Raw genomic sequence first — 15826 nt, forward strand, 5'->3', positions numbered from 1 at the left:
AAATGAGAATTTGAGGTAGGCTTGTCAATAACGTGAGACTATGGCACTATAAAGAAATGCTATACAAATTTTATTTATCGAGATGTAAACATCAATTTTGATTTTTACGTATAAATAATGAACGGAGGAAATGAATTTATGGCTACGTTACCAAATTGTCCAAAATGTAATTCAGAATATACGTATGAGGATGGTGTTCTTTTCGTATGTCCAGAATGTGCTCATGAGTGGGGCCAAGACGCAGAAGCTGAAAATAATGATGGTGCAAAAGTTGTAAAAGATGCGAACGGAAACGTTCTTCAAGATGGCGATGCAGTTACTGTTATTAAAGACTTAAAAGTAAAAGGAACTTCTTCAGTTGTGAAGATCGGTACGAAAGTAAAAAGTATCCGTCTAGTTGATGGCGATCACGATATCGATTGTAAAATCGACGGTTTCGGAGCTATGAAGTTAAAATCACAGTTCGTTAAGAAGGTGTAAGACAATAAAAAGAGGGGGCGAATAGCCTCCTCTTTTTATTATGTCACTTTTTGTCGGTAAATCGATATTTCGTACAAAATCGTTGATATATTCTGAGTTATGATAGATATATTTGAAAAATCGTTGATATATTGCAAGTTATGATAGATATATTGAAAAAATCGTTAATATAATTTCATTCATCGTGAACTACGCACGATTCACCGTGCACCATAGTCAATTTCTTTCAATTGACATCGCTTATTAAAGAACGTTTTATATCCAAGCTGTAAAAAGATAATGACAGCAAAGGCAGTACTTCCAGAAATACCGAGTATGATGGCGATTTGATATTGAATGGCTGTGAATGGTGATACACCGGATAATATTTGACCAGTCATCATGCCTGGTAAGCTTATAATTCCCATTCCGACCATAGAATTAATTGTTGGTAAAATAGCAGAGTCAAAAGCATCTCGAATGAGCGGAGCAGCTGCTTCTTTCGGTGTTGCGCCGAGCATAAGTGCACCTTCAATTTGACCTCTTTGCGATTTCATATTGTTTAAGAACGTATTTGCGCCGAGAGAAACACCAGTCATGGCATTCCCAACTAACATTCCTGTAATAGGGACGATATATTGCGGAGCATACCAAGGGTCATGACCGATAATAACGAAGATAAATAGTAGAAGTGGCCCAATTGATCCGGCGACCATGGAAAGGGCGGCTACTCGTTTTAATTCTTTAGACATCGGGATGTTAACTCGTTTATAAATATTAAAAATTGCAAAGGTAGTAATAGAAGTAATGAGAGCAATTGTATAAAATGGATTACTGTTTTCAAATACGTATGTAAGGACATATGCAACAAGTACGAGCTGAATGGTCATACGGAATGTTGCGAGCGCGATTTGTTTTTCGCGAGGTATTCCTTTTAATTTTACAAGTCCAATTAAAATAAGAATAAAAATATAGGCAGCTGCAAGTTGCCAAATTTGGAGTTCAATAACGCCCTTCAACAGAGAGCACTTCCTTTCTAGTTGCACCGTTTGCTTTACTAATCTCAATAATGTCGTCTGCAATTTCTTCTGGAAGTTGTTGTGAGTGTGTGATGAAGATAATTGTTTTTTTCTTTTTTCGTGCTAGTTCAGTAAATTGTTTCATAACGCGGCGTTCTGTATCACTGTCTAATGCTGAAGTTGGTTCATCTAATAAATAGACAGGCGGATCCATAAGTACGATACGTGCAAAGGCAAGTCTTTGTTTTTCACCGCCGGATAATGAGGAGGCGCTATCTTTTAATTGCTTGTCTAAGCTAACGGTTTGTAGTGTGCTCCGCAGGGCATCATCATTTGGAAATGGTTTTTCAGAAAGACGAAGTCCCATTAATAGATTTTCTTTAACGGTTCCATCAAAAAGAGGTGGAGTTTGCCCAAGCATAACTACGTCACGACGTAATTGAATAGGCGGATAATCAGAAATTAACTTTCCGTTATATTCAATTGTGCCGGATGTTGGAGATTGTAAATCGTTTAACATGCGAAGCAATGTGCTTTTTCCGCTTCCGCTTTCACCGATAATGCAAGTGATCTTTTCTTTTTGAATCTGTAAATAAGGAATGTGTAGTATATCTTTATATATAACGTCTTTTAATATAAACATAAATCGCTCCTTTCTGATTCTAGTTATATCGTATCAAAAAAGAGGGGGAAATGGTTATAACGAACAACGTTTTTTCTTCGTCTTGAGTTTTATTAATAAGTTAAGTAAACGATCTAATTCTTGGCTGAAAGAAATCACTTTATCATGAGTGAATCCGTATCGTTCAACGAGATAGATTAACTCTTTCTTTTTCGCTTCTATTCGATTGTTTAGTTTCGATAAGTTCATAAGTGGAATGTAATGCCTCCTACAAAAGTATTTATAACATAAAAAATAAGACCGAATGAATTCGGTCTTCAAGGAAATAATAAAACAACTTACAAATAGCATACACTGTTTATCAATAGTTTTTAATATAAAAATGAAAAATAAATCATTATACATATTGAGAAAGATGTGTCTGATAATTTTTAAAAACTGATGCAAAGAAGCTGCCTACATAGTAGACAGCCTGTAAAGTATTAACCTTTATGATATTTGTACATCCAAAGAAGGCCGGATTTTAATAATCTTGGTACACGTCCCATTAACGGTTGATTTGCGAGTAAACCGAATCCATGCTTCTTACCAAGAGATCCTAGAACACCTTTTAATTTAATAACAGGTAGTTCATCAGGGAGTGGTTCATTATTCCAACGTTTTAATAATATTTGGACAATTTGTTCTCCTTGACCTTCAGCAAGTTGGGCAGATGGTGCATGTGGAAGTGCTGCGCAATCTCCTACAACGTAAACGTGCTCATTGTTTGGAATATTGTGATATTTCGTTAAGACAACCCGTCCGCTACCATCTTGTTCAACTGGAAGGTTTCGAACAACTTCATTTGCTTGAATACCAGCTGTCCAGACGATTGCATCACATTCAAGTGGTTCATCGTGGTTATACACAATATTTGGTTCCACTTTTGTAATGTTAGAGTTTCTTATAATATTAACTTTATGTTTTACGAACCATTCTTCTACGTATCTACTTAATTTCTCTGGATACGGGAATAAAATTCTATCTTTTCGATCAAATAAATAGATTTTTAAATCAGAACGGCTTTCGCGAAGTTCACTTGCAACTTCCACACCACTTAAGCCAGCACCAACGACAGCTACTGTTGCATTTGGTTCTAGACTATTTAATTGTTCATATGTTTTACGTGTTTGTTCAATTGATTGTAGACTATGTGTATATTCCTTCGCCCCAGGAACGTTATGATATTTATCTTCACAGCCAAGTCCGATAATTAAATCATCATATTGGATTGCTTCGCCGCCATCGAGATGAACCGCTTTTTCTTCGAGGTCAATATTTGTTATTGTGCCGTATTGAATATTGAGGCGTGGGTGTTCAGGAAACGGTATACGAATATGCGTTTCTGAAATAGTACCCGCAACTAATGCATAATATTCAGTTTTGAAGCAATGATATGGTACTTTGTCGATTAATGTCACTTGTACATCATCTGGAAGTTGGTTGCTTGGAAGTAGCCTTTGTAGAATTCTCATTCCACCGTAGCCGCCACCTAGTATTACGAGGTGTTTCATGATGGATTACCCCTTTTCTGTTGAAATATCCCCTAATCATAAAATTTTATATTAATAAAATATTTTGACTTTACTCAATCAAATTATATCGAATTTGTGAACAAATAACAATGCATGAATGAATACTCTGTTGTACAATAAGAAGAAAAGTAAAGTAAACTGTTTTGCCTTTTTAGTTACTATTTCATTGCAAGTAGCATGTTATATAAAATAAAATCATCTACTTTGAAGTGAAATAGTGAAGTAACTAAATAGTTTAGGATGTATAACGAAAACAACAAGAGACAGCTTAGTTTTCTTCTTATAGATGAAGTCAGAAGGTAATTTGTTTTGTAGTACAGGGGGGAGAATTTTGATTAAACCATTAATTGAATTTTGTGTAGGTAACCTTGCAAGTGGTTCACAAGCAGCTCTAGAAAAATTAGAAAAAGATCCGAATTTAGATGTAATGGAGTACGGGTGTCTAGGGTATTGTGGTATTTGTTTTGAAGGACCGTTTGCACTTGTAAATGGTGAAGTTGTACAAGGTGCAACAGTAGAAGAGCTTGTTAATAATGTATATGAGTATTTGGATGAAAATCCAATGTTTTAAGGTGTTGCGAATGAGCAACGCCTTTTTCATTTTATTTTAGATAAAACGTTATTTTGGAGGGTAGTTTAATACTATAGATAAATAAAAAAAGGCCCTTTTTAGAAGGGCTTTTTTCTTACACAATGTGTGTAAGAGTGGCTCATCGCCAAACGTTGTCAAATATGAGAAACGGGGGACATTCATATTGTGTTCTAAAAGCATGCATTCTATACTTAAAATAACAAATTATTTTTGGAGTGAATACAAATGAGCCAATTTTCTTTTACAAAAATGCATGGTCTTGGCAATAGTTATATATATGTAAATATGTTTGAAGAGCAAATTCCTGAAGAAGATTTAGCTCTTGTGGCGGAAAAGGTTTCAAATATTAATACTGGTATTGGAGCAGACGGAATGATTTTAATTTGTCCGTCTGATGTAGCTCCGGTGAAAATGCGTATGTTTAATAATGACGGATCAGAAGGAAAGAGCTGTGGTAATGGTTTGCGCTGCGTAGCGAAATATGCGTATGAGCATAAACTAGTAGAGGAAACAGTTTTCACAATTGAAACGTTAGCTGGCATTGTAACGGCTGAAGTAACAGTAGAAGATGGTTTCGTGACATTAGCGAAAATCGATATGGGAGCACCGCGTCTAACACGTGCAGAAATACCGATGCTCGGTGAAGGTGAAACACCATTTATTCGTGAAAACTTCTTATATAATAATCATCGTTATGCATTTACGGCTGTTTCAATGGGGAACCCGCACGCGGTTATTTTTGTTGAGGATGTAGAGAAGGCACCTCTTACAACACTTGGTCCAGTTCTTGAGACACATGAAATGTTCCCAGAGCGAGTGAATGTTGAATTTATCGAGATTTTAAACGATGAAGAAATGAATTTCCGCGTTTGGGAACGTGGTTCTGGTGTAACGCAAGCTTGCGGAACAGGGGCATGCGCTGCCGTTGTAGCTGCTATTTTGAATGGCAAGATGGAACGTGGTAAAGAAATTACAGTCCATTTAGCTGGCGGCGATTTAATGATTGCGTGGACAGAAGAAGGAAACGTGTTAATGAAAGGACCTGCGGAAGTAATTTGCCGCGGAGTGTATGAGTACAAGATAGAAGCGTAAAGATGTATAATAGAATGAGAACAGAAAGGATGGTGTATTTCATGATTGAAGTAACAGAACAAGCAGCTTTTCAAATTAAAGATATGTTAAAAGATGCTGAAGATGGAGAGAAGTACGTGCGCCTTGCTGTACATGGCGGCGGATGTACCGGCCTTTCTTACGGCTTAGGATTTGAAGTAGAACCAAAAGAAGACGACACAGTTCTTGAGTTTTTCGGTGTTGAATTTGTTATCGATACAGAAAGTGCTCCAATTGTTAAAGGAGTAAAAATTGATTATAAACAATCTATGCTTGGTGGCGGATTCACAATCGACAATCCAAACGCAATCGCATCATGCGGATGTGGATCATCTTTCCGTACAGCGACGAATGCTGGTAAGCCAGAAGAGTGCTAAGGTTTTAGCCGAAATAGAAAAAGACCTTTTTAGCGATGGAATAAAATCGTTAAGGAGGTCTTTTCTTTTGCCGTAAAAGCCCGATTACCAAGGCTAATCAATATTTCACTTTATTTTTGCATAGATGCAAGTATCAGTTAGTTGTTTGCCGTCAGCTGAAAAATCTTCATTACGTAATATCCCTTCAAGTTCAAAGCCTAGTTTTTCAGGGAGTGCACGACTTTTCGTGTTATTACATTCACATCGTATTTCAATCCTTCTAAATTTGAATAACTGAAATCCAAGGTTTGTTAACGCACTTACTGTTTCTGTCATATATCCACTGCCACTAAATTGCGTGTTAATCCAGTATCCAATTTCACATTTAGAAACCTTCCAATCAATTCGATGAAGGCTAGCTGTTCCAACAAAATCATTCGTCTCTTTATGATAGATAAGATAGCGAAAGGTTTCTCTTTTCAAAAAATCTATATGTGCATTTCTCAGAAGAATTTCCGTTTCTTCAACAGTAGGAATGGACTGAAATAAAGACAACCATTGCTTTAATTCATTAATGGAATCTTTAATAGCTTGTTGTACTATATCCCCTTCACCAGCTTGAAGTGGTGCTCGAAGAATGAGTCTGTCTGTTTCTATTTGTAACGGAACATCTAATAAAATAGAGTTCATATCATTTCTCCTCTCGAAAACTTTAAATTAGGACAGAATGAAACTTATATCATAAAAAACTTTCACCCAAAAGAAATAATTCTGGAGGACGAGAGTTGCAATTTATAATAAATGAATTGAAAAATACTTTATCTCACTAATAGAAAATCACGTCACAGCATCACTATTAGTTATTATAGAACTGTGCGAAGTACAGGAATATAGTAAGGCTTATCTCTCATAAAGGAACCTCTCAAAAACGAGTAAACAATAAATATATATTCAATTCATCATTTAGAAATCCCTTTTCACATATTGAAAACTAAACTATCATTTGGTACAGCAGCATTAGGCTGTTAAACTAATGCATATGTTAATTGAATAAGGAATTATTATTTTTTAACCTGCTTTAAATTGAACGCATAATTCACGATTGATTATCTAAACGCAATCGCATCATGCAGATTTGGATCATCTTTCCATACAGCGACGAATGCTGGTAGGCCAGAAGAGTGCTAAGTTTTTAGCCAAAATAGGAAAGACCTTTTTAACGATAGAATAAAATCGTTAGAAAGGTCTTTTCTTTTGGCGTTAAAACAGAAAATACATGCAAAGTGACTTTTAAATTAAATTTTAATATTATAATATATGTAATTAATGATAAGTATTGTTAATTCGAGTTGAATATTGTTCGTTTCGGACAATATTATGCAACAAAAATGTAAATGAATAGAAGAAATATACTATTTATTAGTTATATTTAATGTTAATATTTGTAACGAAGATAATTGGTGAGGGCTGATTAAAGTTTCACTTTATATAAAAAAGGTGCATGAGAGAGAAGGCTATAGCAAATTGTATAGAACTGAATAGTTCCGTATTAATTAAAATACGTTGATTACTAGATATTAAAAAATACCGGGGGGGATTAGAGTGAAGTCATTTAAGAGAGTACTTATAGTAGGGATGGCGTTGACTACAGTATCGATTTTGGGAGCTTGTTCTAGCGATACAGACGTATTAACAAAAGTAGGAGCAAAGCAACCAGCGAAGGCGGAAGGTGACGTACTAAAAGATCAGAAGAAAACACCTATGACTACGAGTAAACGTGAAAGTATTAAAAATGAGGACGCTTCATCATCACAGAAGCGTTATATTTCTCATGATGAATCTCAAAAAATTGAGGAAGGTATGACGTATACGGATATTCTTAATACGATTGACTACGGTGGTGAGAACATAAAATATTATAATAACAATGAAAAACGCGTATTTTATACTGAAAAAGATACGGATGGTACATATGAAATTATGGTTGAATTAAATACATATGGTTACGTTGTTAATATTGAACGTACTGCTATAAAGGATACAGATAAAGATAAAGGTAAGGAGAATCGGGTATCTACGAAACGTATTGAAGAGCCTGTAAAGGAATATGAAGAAAAAAACGATCGTGTACCGTGGTATAAAGATGTAAATAACAATTCGGCAGCAGTAAGTTACAATCAATATTTGAAAATAAAAAAAGGTATGCCCGCGAATCAGGTAAAAGCTACAATTGGACAGCCACATGTGATTGAGAAATATAAATCTTATTCGGTATATGACTATACTGGTTATGGTGGAGAAGGATCATTACGTGTAATCTTTGAACCGAATGGAACTGTTACGGATGTAGTGGAAGACGGTTTACCACGATAATAAATTAGTTACGGGAAGAGTTGTAGTAAAGTTGTCTTTGATTTTATAAAGTTTTTGGGAGCACCCCCAAATATAGATGAAAAAATAATTCTCTTAGCCATGTTATAGTATTAGTATTTACCGAAGTTTCTTCCAAATTCAATAGCGTTATTGTGGATGTTGTTGTCGTATTATTTTTGTTGATATATACCGCAGTAGGGCAGCAATTGTAATTGGACGTAAAAGGACGCGGAGGAGTAGCAGTTTCCTTTTTGAAAAAAGGAGGGAAATATGGTGGAGGATATTCTTGAATTCATAAGGAGATACGTAATTAAACCTATTATTAATTTAGTAAGATATCTTGTAATAGAGATTATAATTGAGGGCATAATAGAAGGCGTAATAAACGGTATAAGGAAATTACGTGATAAGTGGCGAAATTGGCGTGAAAGACGTTATTGGCGGTAGTGTAGCTGATGAGAGTGTGAAACAAAAACGTTATACAGAAGTTATGAAGAAGTTTAATGAAATGATAGCAAACCACCCGCATTTAGAATCTGTACTCGTTCCAATTGGTGATGGAATGACAATTTCTAAAGTGAAGAAATAATTATTATCTTACAAAAGTGTAATGTTCATGTCATGTTTTTGAATTTCTTCTTTAAGCTCTGGGCTTTAAGATAAGAATATAAGAAAAAACATATGAGGTGAAGGAAATGAAAAGATACATTGCACTATTTAGTATTTTAGTTGTATTCGCAAGCTTGTTAGTTGGTTGTGATTTAAACCGTATGGGTAAAGATGAGTACTACGTTCAAATTACAGTAGATGGAAAAGAAGTTCATAGTAAAGCTGATAATGGTCAAAAATTTAAAGATTATGAATATAAGTTGACTGGCTTTGATAAAGACGGTAAAGAGAAAGAATTAGAATTTACAGCTCAAAAAAATCTTCGTAAAGAAGCATTCCTACGCGTATATCACTCAGATAAAAAAGGTGTATCAGCTTGGGAAGAAGTAAAGAAAGACGAGCTTCCAGCGAAAGTGAAAGAAAAATTAGGCGTGAAATAAGACAGATAGAAAAGGAATTGACGAACAGGGTCAATTCTATAATTATAGTATCAACGGTTTGTGATAAGTGGGTAACGATTTGGTAACGATTATACCAAATCGTTCTCCATAAAAGCAACTACTTCCGCTTGTTTAGAAGGGTATAAATGACTATAAGTATTTAAGGTGGTTGCTACATCCGAATGTCCTAAGCGTTGGGCTACCACAAGTGGACTAACGCCTTTGTTTATTAAATATGAGGCATGAGAATGTCTAAATTCATGCATTACAATCTCTTTAACCATAGAAATTTTTAGGTATTTATTGAATTTTTTATGTAACGAAGTGGTTGCTAAACTTGTATAAAACTCCCCGAAAACCACATAATCGTTTTTTACTGGTACTGTTAATGCCGCATCTTCTTTTATAGTTTGTAAGAAATGCATTACAAAGTTAGGTAACATAATGATTCGATTGGAAGATTTGGTTTTTGGTACTGTAATCTGACGATTGTATTCGGTTTTGTTAATATCAATTGTTCTTTCTTCAAAATTAACATCTGCCCAAGTTAAAGCTAATAATTCACCTTTTCTAGCCCCGCTATAATAAAGAGTTGAAAAAAATGCTTTATACAGGGGCTCATCCACGAAGCTTATAAATTGTTTGAACTCTTCGAATTCCCAAAAGTTAATTCTTTTTTTTGACTCTTTTTGAAAATTCCCAGCGATCCTTGCCGGATTTGTGGTTAAGCCGTGAAATTTTATTCCGAAATTAAAGATTGCTGAGAGTGTGGTGTGGAATTTTTTTAAATATTCCGCAGAATATTCATTAATCATTTTGTTTTGATAATCCATAACATGTCTAGCTGTAATGCAATCAATTTTCACCTTACCGAATTCTTTAAGTAAATGATTATAGATAGCATTTTTTATAGTATTTATTGAAGACTGCTTTCGTCTCTGACTATACCAATTAAAATAGCTATCAGCCACTTGAGCAAATGTTAAACTAGAGTTTGTTTCTTTTTCAATTAACATTTTAGCTTCCGCTTCACGGGCTTCTTTTTTTGTTTTAAATCCCCGACGTTTTACTTGTTTTTGAGTGCCATCAAACTGACGGACTCTGACAACGAAGAAATATGTTCCTCTTTCTTTGTCTTTGTAGACGACCATAGGAATCCCTCCTGTATATATAAAGAGTGATAATTCAATCAATTAAGTCGAGTATAACTTGTTTGTTATCAAAAAAAAAGACATTCAATAGAAATTGAACGTCTTTCTTTGACTTGAGTCACTTAAAATTTTAAATATATTATCCTGTATAGAAAAATTCTATAAATGTATGTATTACAGCATAAAGTGTATGAAATTTTTTGAGAAACTTTTTTCGGTTTTCGGAAATTTCAGATTTGTTTGGCGAAGAACAGTAAAATTGGTTGGTATTGTAATCAACCAATTAAAATAAAATATAAAATGAATGAGTATTCAATAGTTCAGTGTATTTTATTGTATTTGAACTTGAGAAATGTTTAGAATGGGTGTTCGCAAGGGATTGCTCGTGGTAAAATATTGTCGGAAGAGATACAATTTTAATTTGCAGAATAATAAAAATATTATGTGTTGAACATAAAAAACTCGCAGAGCGTGTGTAAGAGGTACTTCCCACGAAACCTTTCACATTGTTAACCTAAAGCTCCCTTAGGATAAACATTTGCATCTTACGAGTTCCTCGTCAGTGTAACATATACCCTTTGATTTTAGAATGTGTCCTGGGTTGAGAAAATTAAGGCTCGTGTGCTTTATGTTCGAGGAAGGAGGAAAACATTTGCAAAAAGTGATGAATCAGTTGCTTGCAAAAATTAATTCAGCAGGATTTTCTAGAAGACAATTTGCTCTAAAGTTAGGTGTCTGTCGAGAAACTTTTCGTAAGGGAATTGCAGGCGAAAGCGAAATGGATGTAGAAGTGTTTTTCAAAGCCACGAAATTTTTATATGATAATGAGGAAATGAAACGAAAGATTACACGGGAGTATTTTTTGAGTTGTATGCAGCCATCTAATACTATTGTCGGATTAATTTATAGCCAGGTGCAAGGCGAATACAGCTTAATGAGTGCAATTCTAGATAAACACAAAGGAAATACGAGTTTATCGATTTATTTTACAATCTATAAATTGTTTAACAAGCGTAATAAGAATGAATTGAGAGGACAGGCGCTTTACAAAATAATTAGAGCCACTCACTTTTCTACTAATCCACATGTTCAAGTTATGGTTAATATTTTGTATATGTTAGCTTTAGCAGATAGACCTAATAACAATGCAATCATTCAGTATATAGATGAGGTTGAAGCAAATTTGAATCTTCTTGAAGAGGGTTGTATCAAAGATTATCTTCGTATGTTTGCTAATGAGAGGATTGCATATATGCATTTATGGAGAATTGAATTAGAACAGAGTAGAAAAATTTTTAATGTTATCATAAATTCTGAAGTAGATGTGCCTATGATTAAATGTACAGCTATTTGCGGGCTTGGGGAAGGGTATCAAATAGACTGCCCTGAGACAGCTGAGGCACTTTTAGTTCAGGCCACGGAATCACTGAAAGAGATTAATGTTACCCAAAAAGCTCAAAAGTCGATAGCGTTGCATACAACGTTAGCTCATGTGCGTATACATAATAATATCAATGTGGATAAAATTGATGTAGAGTTACTTCATCCAAATGAAAGAGCGACATATGAGTGTCTTTTCGGGAATCGAGAGCTTGGGTTATTAATATTTGAGGAGTTAAAGAAAAAAGGCTTTTCACCATTTCAACTTATATCATATTCAATATGTATCGGCGACATGGAGGGTATTGAACAAGCATTATTAGAGTTCGAATTGGCAGGGTTGAGTTTTTACGGACGAATGTATAAAATAATATTGAATAGGGAAGGGGTAATGTTGACGTGAGAAGGGTGATATCTATATTTCTGCTAGCAGTAGGAGTAATAGGGATGAACGAGGCCATAATACATGTTGAGAAAATGGAGCAACAACCGAAATTAAAACAAGAATTTAGAATGACTATACAAGACCCTGGCGGGAGTTAGGGAAGTATAGTTACTATAAATAAAGAAGTCGCTACTTTGTAGCGACTTTTGTGCGTTTAAGGAGTGACAATTTTTTGGGAAGGGGTCTGTAAAAAGTTGTCGCCTAGTATTTACCATAACAAGGAGGAATTTTGATGTTAAAAGCAAACGGGGTAGCATTAGAGACAAAAGCTATGATTTATAAGTTATTAGAGCCTAAAAAAGTAAGCTGTGATGTGGAGTATGTAATAAATGAACTCCATAAGATAGGGTTATGTACAAAGGAGGAATTTAATCAAATTACAAATATTCTGCAACAAAAAAAGGAATAGCAAATGCTGTTCCTTTTTATTAATTCAACATACGGTTTATAACAATATTGAAAAAGTCTCTTATCTTTTCAGTTTCTTCCGTAGTTAATGTTCTTCCCCCGTAGTTGAGATTACCGTTCTCTAAAATATCTTGTAAGTTATCTTTTGTCCCATCTGGATTATCTGTTCGCCCTAAGATGAAATCAGTCGTAGAGTTGAATAAATCGGCAATTTTGCATAGCATTTCGGGATTTGGTTTCCTATAGTTTATTTCATATCCGTTGTAAGTCGAAATAGATGTCTTTAATTGAGTTGCTACATATTCAGTAGTCCATCCATATCTTTTGCGTAGAAATTTTAGATTTGCGCCTATATCCATGTGTAGTATTCTCCTCCAATCGTGTAACTTAACGTTCTTACTTTTACACTTATATTACTATTAATAGCTTACAATAAACTTACAATAAAATCTACGCAAGATGCGTATTAAAAAGTTGTTGATTAATTTACGCTAAACGCATAAAATTAAATTAGAGTCATAGAAGATAGGAGTAAACAATGAAAAGAGACTGGCTTGTGAAAATTAGAAAACAGAACAAATTAACGCAAGTTAATTTGGCTAAAAATTTAAACATAAGTCCCTCATATTATGGCGATATTGAAACAGGGAGAAGAACACCTAGCTCATTGATAGCATTGAAAATTGCAACATTTTTAGAGTTTCCAATGGAGTGGTTTATTCTACCTACGTATCTGCATAATGTGGAAAAAGGGTTATTAAAATTAGCTATGCAGATGGATGTTCCTACGGAAGAAATTTTTTTGGAGATGATTACGCGTTTAGAGGAAAAATAAATAATAATAAATCTGATTAGCAAATTGGTTAAGGAGCGATACTCATGAACAAAAATCTATTCATTGCTCGAAAAGAGCGGCGCATGACGCAAGAAGCGGTGGGTAAAGTGGTGAACATGCATCAGCAAACGTATTACTTAAAAGAATCTGGAAAACGTGACTTCACCCTAAAAGAGGCTCAAAAACTAGCAAAATATTTCAAAACAACAGTGGACGAGCTGTTTGAGAAATAGAGGGAGGGAAAACAAGTGAAAAACGATAAACGACCAACGAAGTGAGAGAAGATACATATTAACTCGTATAAGTTAAATCCAGAAAATTGGTTGATCTATAATAAAGCGGATGGACGACTACATTTGGTTCATCGTCATATGAACTCAAGACGAGTCATTCCAAGTGCGTAAAGATAAGATTCCTAATCGTCAATTTTGGAGAGACAATTATTCATACAAGGAGAGAAACCAACATGACCAAATCAGTTCTAACAAAGGATTTACATAAGAAACAAATACTCGATGAATTCTTACAGCATTGCGAAAAGAAGCAAGTTGAAGCATTACAAAATCATAATCCGTATCAGTTTTGCACATGGATCAAAGAAGCCAGATTAGCCCGAAGGGAATTGGCGGCACTCTATCTTGCTAAAGAGAAACATAATGAGGAACATACACGTATAAGAGGAATTGTTCACCGTTTGAGAAGTGTAGGTGTGAATGCGGATGTTGTGGGGAGGGTGCATTATATTACGCTTTCAGAGGAGGTTAGCTGAATGCTAGAAAATCCAAACACCATAGGCAACTCACACGATTCCCCTAGACAAGACTTTGAACACTATTGTAGCGATTGTGATGGTGAATTGTATTTCGGCATGACATATTACGAATTTGAAGGGAACCTTATTTGCGAAGATTGTCATGGGAAGTTTTTAGAGCGACACGGCACACGTTTTGTCGCAGGGGAATAAAAAAGAACTCACGGCAATGAGTTCCTTAGAAAAAACAAATTTGAAGCCAGTATAACACAGAGAGCGAGTGAAAGAAACATGCAGGCGAAAGTATTAGCAAATACATTACATATGGATCGCAAGGCTTGGTTAGAAGCACGTAAGCAAGGATTAGGCGGTTCAGATGTGGCAGCCATTGCTGGCTTAAGTAAATGGAAGTCGCAAGTACAGGTGTTTCTTGAGAAAACACAAGCTATCGAGCAAGAGGATGTACAAAGTGAAGCTGCGTATTTTGGAAATGTACTCGAGGAAGTAGTCGCACAAGAGTTTGCTAAGCGTACAGGACTAAAGGTACAGCGTCGAAATGCCATCTTACAACACCCGGAGTATCCATGGATGCTTGCAAACGTGGATAGGCTCATCGTGGGAGAAAGAATTGGATTAGAATGCAAAACAGCATCTGAATATTTGAAAAAGGACTGGGAAGGTGAAGAAATACCGGTCGCTTACCTTCTCCAGTGTCAGCATTATATGGCTGTGACAGGCTATGAAGCATGGTGGATTGCCGTATTAATTGGTGGTAATACATTTGTGTATAAGAAGATTGAGCGTGATGAGGATATTATTCAGTATCTCATCAACATGGAACGTGACTTTTGGTTCAATCATGTTGAAAAAGATGAACCGCCTATGTTCGATGGTTCAGAGGCATCTACGCAGCTACTCAAGCAAATGTATCCAGAATCCATTGAGGGTAGTTCTATCGGTCTAGGAAAGCAAGAAGAGCTACTCATTAAAGCGAGAGATCAAGTGGAAAGAGAAATCAACGTGTTAAAAGAACAAAAGGCAGAGTATGAGAACAAGCTAAAAGCGAAATTAGGTTCTCATGAAAAAGCGACAACGGAGAATTACACCATTCATTGGAAGTCCTATAAGAGTAATCGTTTTGATAGCAAACGATTCAAAACAGATCATCCTGATTTATATAAAAAATACGCAAAAGAAACTATATCAAGAAAATTTATTGTGAAATGAAAATGAGGAGTGATTGAAAAATGGCGACAAATGAACAATTGAAAAAGCAGTTAGCGAATCAGAATGAAAACGCACCAGCTACTCCTGAACAGCTGGTGGAAGGATACATGAGAAAAATGGCTCCACGATTTGCGGAAGTATTACCAAAACATATGAGTATAGATCGTATGAGTCGAATCGCCCTCACAACCATTCGTACAACGCCAAAACTTCTTGAATGCAATGTACATTCCCTTATGGGAGCTGTGATGCAAGCGGTACAGCTAGGACTGGAACCAGGATTATTAGGACACTGTTATATCTTACCGTATAAGCGTGAAGCGACATTTATTATTGGGTATAAGGGGATGGTTGACCTCGCAAGACGGTCTGGTCATATTCAAAGTATTTATGCCCATGCTGTACATGAAAATGACGAATTCGAGTATGAGTTGGGGCTGCATCCTAAATTGGAGCATAAGCCATCACATGGAGA

General features: G+C 35.3%; 23 protein-coding genes and 1 pseudogene. 17 read left to right on the forward strand and 7 right to left on the reverse strand.

Going from position 1 to position 15826, the window contains the following annotated elements; translation table 11 throughout:
* The first annotated feature begins 138 nt into the window (after positions 1-138).
* Positions 139-480 (forward strand): alkylphosphonate utilization operon protein PhnA, encoded by a 342-nt coding sequence (gene phnA, locus ACQRBL_RS25480; protein WP_023523332.1) that lies wholly within the window; start codon positions 139-141, stop codon positions 478-480.
* Between the two features lie 200 nt (positions 481-680).
* On the opposite strand, the gene ACQRBL_RS25485 is transcribed toward phnA, so the two are convergent.
* The 4 genes from ACQRBL_RS25485 to ACQRBL_RS25500 form a co-directional block, all read right to left on the reverse strand.
* The gene (locus tag ACQRBL_RS25485) at positions 681-1478 is read right to left on the reverse strand and encodes an ABC transporter permease (protein WP_000679254.1); all 798 of its coding nucleotides are present in this window, start codon (positions 1476-1478) and stop codon (positions 681-683) included.
* Positions 1462-2121 carry an ABC transporter ATP-binding protein gene (locus tag ACQRBL_RS25490; protein ID WP_411996048.1) on the reverse strand — a complete coding sequence of 220 codons (660 nt, stop codon included), beginning with the start codon at positions 2119-2121 and terminating at the stop codon, positions 1462-1464. The genes ACQRBL_RS25485 and ACQRBL_RS25490 overlap by 17 nt, the downstream gene beginning before the upstream one ends.
* Positions 2122-2175: 54 nt before the next feature.
* Positions 2176-2349, reverse strand: coding sequence for an aspartyl-phosphate phosphatase Spo0E family protein (locus tag ACQRBL_RS25495; RefSeq protein WP_001054089.1), 174 nt, complete (start codon positions 2347-2349; stop codon positions 2176-2178).
* Positions 2350-2582: 233 nt separating this feature from the next.
* On the reverse strand, positions 2583-3653 hold the full coding sequence (locus ACQRBL_RS25500) for an NAD(P)/FAD-dependent oxidoreductase (protein ID WP_000682065.1): 1071 nt from the start codon (positions 3651-3653) through the stop codon (positions 2583-2585).
* A gap of 352 nt (positions 3654-4005) precedes the next feature.
* On the opposite strand from ACQRBL_RS25500, the gene ACQRBL_RS25505 reads away from it, so the two are divergent.
* The 3 genes from ACQRBL_RS25505 (at position 4006) to ACQRBL_RS25515 (ending at position 5753) form a co-directional block, all read left to right on the forward strand.
* Positions 4006-4245, forward strand: coding sequence for a YuzB family protein (locus tag ACQRBL_RS25505; RefSeq protein WP_000595026.1), 240 nt, complete (start codon positions 4006-4008; stop codon positions 4243-4245).
* A gap of 246 nt (positions 4246-4491) precedes the next feature.
* Positions 4492-5358 carry a diaminopimelate epimerase gene (gene dapF / locus ACQRBL_RS25510; RefSeq protein ID WP_000077392.1) on the forward strand — a complete coding sequence of 289 codons (867 nt, stop codon included), beginning with the start codon at positions 4492-4494 and terminating at the stop codon, positions 5356-5358.
* 41 nt (positions 5359-5399) lie between these two features.
* On the forward strand, positions 5400-5753 hold the full coding sequence (locus ACQRBL_RS25515; protein WP_000573830.1) for a HesB/IscA family protein: 354 nt from the start codon (positions 5400-5402) through the stop codon (positions 5751-5753).
* Positions 5754-5858: 105 nt separating this feature from the next.
* Here ACQRBL_RS25515 and ACQRBL_RS25520 read toward each other — a convergent pair whose 3' ends face one another.
* Positions 5859-6422, reverse strand: coding sequence for a GNAT family N-acetyltransferase (locus ACQRBL_RS25520; protein ID WP_023523330.1), 564 nt, complete (start codon positions 6420-6422; stop codon positions 5859-5861).
* A gap of 405 nt (positions 6423-6827) precedes the next feature.
* Between ACQRBL_RS25520 and ACQRBL_RS25525 the strand changes: the two are divergent.
* The 4 genes and pseudogenes from ACQRBL_RS25525 to ACQRBL_RS25540 form a co-directional block, all read left to right on the forward strand.
* Positions 6828-6920: pseudogene (locus tag ACQRBL_RS25525) on the forward strand (iron-sulfur cluster assembly accessory protein); the annotation flags it as partial.
* Between the two features lie 414 nt (positions 6921-7334).
* The gene (locus ACQRBL_RS25530; RefSeq protein WP_023523329.1) at positions 7335-8105 is read left to right on the forward strand and encodes a hypothetical protein; all 771 of its coding nucleotides are present in this window, start codon (positions 7335-7337) and stop codon (positions 8103-8105) included.
* Positions 8106-8508: 403 nt separating this feature from the next.
* Positions 8509-8694 (forward strand): methyltransferase, encoded by a 186-nt coding sequence (locus ACQRBL_RS25535; RefSeq protein ID WP_003272374.1) that lies wholly within the window; start codon positions 8509-8511, stop codon positions 8692-8694.
* Positions 8695-8800: 106 nt separating this feature from the next.
* Positions 8801-9154, forward strand: coding sequence for a YxeA family protein (locus ACQRBL_RS25540; protein WP_000833148.1), 354 nt, complete (start codon positions 8801-8803; stop codon positions 9152-9154).
* Between the two features lie 89 nt (positions 9155-9243).
* Here ACQRBL_RS25540 and ACQRBL_RS25545 read toward each other — a convergent pair whose 3' ends face one another.
* Complete coding sequence (locus ACQRBL_RS25545; protein ID WP_023523328.1) at positions 9244-10305, reverse strand: site-specific integrase; 1062 nt, start codon at positions 10303-10305, stop codon at positions 9244-9246.
* Positions 10306-10966: 661 nt separating this feature from the next.
* On the opposite strand from ACQRBL_RS25545, the gene ACQRBL_RS25550 reads away from it, so the two are divergent.
* Both ACQRBL_RS25550 and ACQRBL_RS25555 read left to right on the forward strand, forming a co-directional pair.
* Positions 10967-12088, forward strand: a complete 1122-nt coding sequence (locus ACQRBL_RS25550; protein WP_411996054.1) for an AimR family lysis-lysogeny pheromone receptor — start codon at positions 10967-10969, stop codon at positions 12086-12088.
* Positions 12089-12362: 274 nt separating this feature from the next.
* Positions 12363-12539, forward strand: a complete 177-nt coding sequence (locus tag ACQRBL_RS25555) for a hypothetical protein (RefSeq protein ID WP_023523326.1) — start codon at positions 12363-12365, stop codon at positions 12537-12539.
* A gap of 19 nt (positions 12540-12558) precedes the next feature.
* On the opposite strand, the gene ACQRBL_RS25560 is transcribed toward ACQRBL_RS25555, so the two are convergent.
* Complete coding sequence (locus ACQRBL_RS25560; protein WP_023523325.1) at positions 12559-12897, reverse strand: helix-turn-helix domain-containing protein; 339 nt, start codon at positions 12895-12897, stop codon at positions 12559-12561.
* Between the two features lie 179 nt (positions 12898-13076).
* On the opposite strand from ACQRBL_RS25560, the gene ACQRBL_RS25565 reads away from it, so the two are divergent.
* From ACQRBL_RS25565 to ACQRBL_RS25595, 7 genes are all read left to right on the forward strand, one after another.
* Positions 13077-13373, forward strand: a complete 297-nt coding sequence (locus ACQRBL_RS25565; RefSeq protein WP_411996049.1) for a helix-turn-helix transcriptional regulator — start codon at positions 13077-13079, stop codon at positions 13371-13373.
* Between the two features lie 44 nt (positions 13374-13417).
* Positions 13418-13606, forward strand: a complete 189-nt coding sequence (locus tag ACQRBL_RS25570; RefSeq protein ID WP_023523323.1) for a helix-turn-helix transcriptional regulator — start codon at positions 13418-13420, stop codon at positions 13604-13606.
* A gap of 51 nt (positions 13607-13657) precedes the next feature.
* Positions 13658-13777, forward strand: coding sequence for a DUF6906 family protein (locus ACQRBL_RS25575; RefSeq protein ID WP_372584500.1), 120 nt, complete (start codon positions 13658-13660; stop codon positions 13775-13777).
* A gap of 62 nt (positions 13778-13839) precedes the next feature.
* On the forward strand, positions 13840-14142 hold the full coding sequence (locus ACQRBL_RS25580; protein WP_023523322.1) for a hypothetical protein: 303 nt from the start codon (positions 13840-13842) through the stop codon (positions 14140-14142).
* Positions 14143-14337 carry a hypothetical protein gene (locus ACQRBL_RS25585; protein WP_023523321.1) on the forward strand — a complete coding sequence of 65 codons (195 nt, stop codon included), beginning with the start codon at positions 14143-14145 and terminating at the stop codon, positions 14335-14337. It begins immediately after the preceding gene.
* Positions 14338-14415: 78 nt separating this feature from the next.
* The gene (locus ACQRBL_RS25590; RefSeq protein WP_023523320.1) at positions 14416-15351 is read left to right on the forward strand and encodes a YqaJ viral recombinase family protein; all 936 of its coding nucleotides are present in this window, start codon (positions 14416-14418) and stop codon (positions 15349-15351) included.
* Positions 15352-15371: 20 nt separating this feature from the next.
* A partial coding sequence (locus ACQRBL_RS25595; RefSeq protein ID WP_427735826.1) for a recombinase RecT occupies positions 15372-15826 on the forward strand: 455 nt, incomplete at its 3' end.

It is taken from the genome of Bacillus sp. AF62 (assembly GCF_050312695.1).
GTDB lineage: Bacteria > Bacillota > Bacilli > Bacillales > Bacillaceae_G > Bacillus_A > Bacillus_A cereus.

Coding starts and splice junctions, on each gene's coding strand:
- phnA (WP_023523332.1), top strand. CDS start 139: ATGGCTACGTTACCAAATTGTCCAAAATGTAATTCAGAATATACGTAT.
- ACQRBL_RS25490 (WP_411996048.1), bottom strand. CDS start 2,121: ATGTTTATATTAAAAGACGTTATATATAAAGATATACTACACATTCCT.
- ACQRBL_RS25495 (WP_001054089.1), bottom strand. CDS start 2,349: ATGAACTTATCGAAACTAAACAATCGAATAGAAGCGAAAAAGAAAGAG.
- ACQRBL_RS25500 (WP_000682065.1), bottom strand. CDS start 3,653: ATGAAACACCTCGTAATACTAGGTGGCGGCTACGGTGGAATGAGAATT.
- dapF (WP_000077392.1), top strand. CDS start 4,492: ATGAGCCAATTTTCTTTTACAAAAATGCATGGTCTTGGCAATAGTTAT.
- ACQRBL_RS25515 (WP_000573830.1), top strand. CDS start 5,400: ATGATTGAAGTAACAGAACAAGCAGCTTTTCAAATTAAAGATATGTTA.
- ACQRBL_RS25520 (WP_023523330.1), bottom strand. CDS start 6,422: ATGAACTCTATTTTATTAGATGTTCCGTTACAAATAGAAACAGACAGA.
- ACQRBL_RS25540 (WP_000833148.1), top strand. CDS start 8,801: ATGAAAAGATACATTGCACTATTTAGTATTTTAGTTGTATTCGCAAGC.
- ACQRBL_RS25545 (WP_023523328.1), bottom strand. CDS start 10,305: ATGGTCGTCTACAAAGACAAAGAAAGAGGAACATATTTCTTCGTTGTC.
- ACQRBL_RS25555 (WP_023523326.1), top strand. CDS start 12,363: ATGTTAAAAGCAAACGGGGTAGCATTAGAGACAAAAGCTATGATTTAT.
- ACQRBL_RS25560 (WP_023523325.1), bottom strand. CDS start 12,897: ATGGATATAGGCGCAAATCTAAAATTTCTACGCAAAAGATATGGATGG.
- ACQRBL_RS25565 (WP_411996049.1), top strand. CDS start 13,077: ATGAAAAGAGACTGGCTTGTGAAAATTAGAAAACAGAACAAATTAACG.
- ACQRBL_RS25570 (WP_023523323.1), top strand. CDS start 13,418: ATGAACAAAAATCTATTCATTGCTCGAAAAGAGCGGCGCATGACGCAA.
- ACQRBL_RS25580 (WP_023523322.1), top strand. CDS start 13,840: ATGACCAAATCAGTTCTAACAAAGGATTTACATAAGAAACAAATACTC.
- ACQRBL_RS25585 (WP_023523321.1), top strand. CDS start 14,143: ATGCTAGAAAATCCAAACACCATAGGCAACTCACACGATTCCCCTAGA.
- ACQRBL_RS25590 (WP_023523320.1), top strand. CDS start 14,416: ATGCAGGCGAAAGTATTAGCAAATACATTACATATGGATCGCAAGGCT.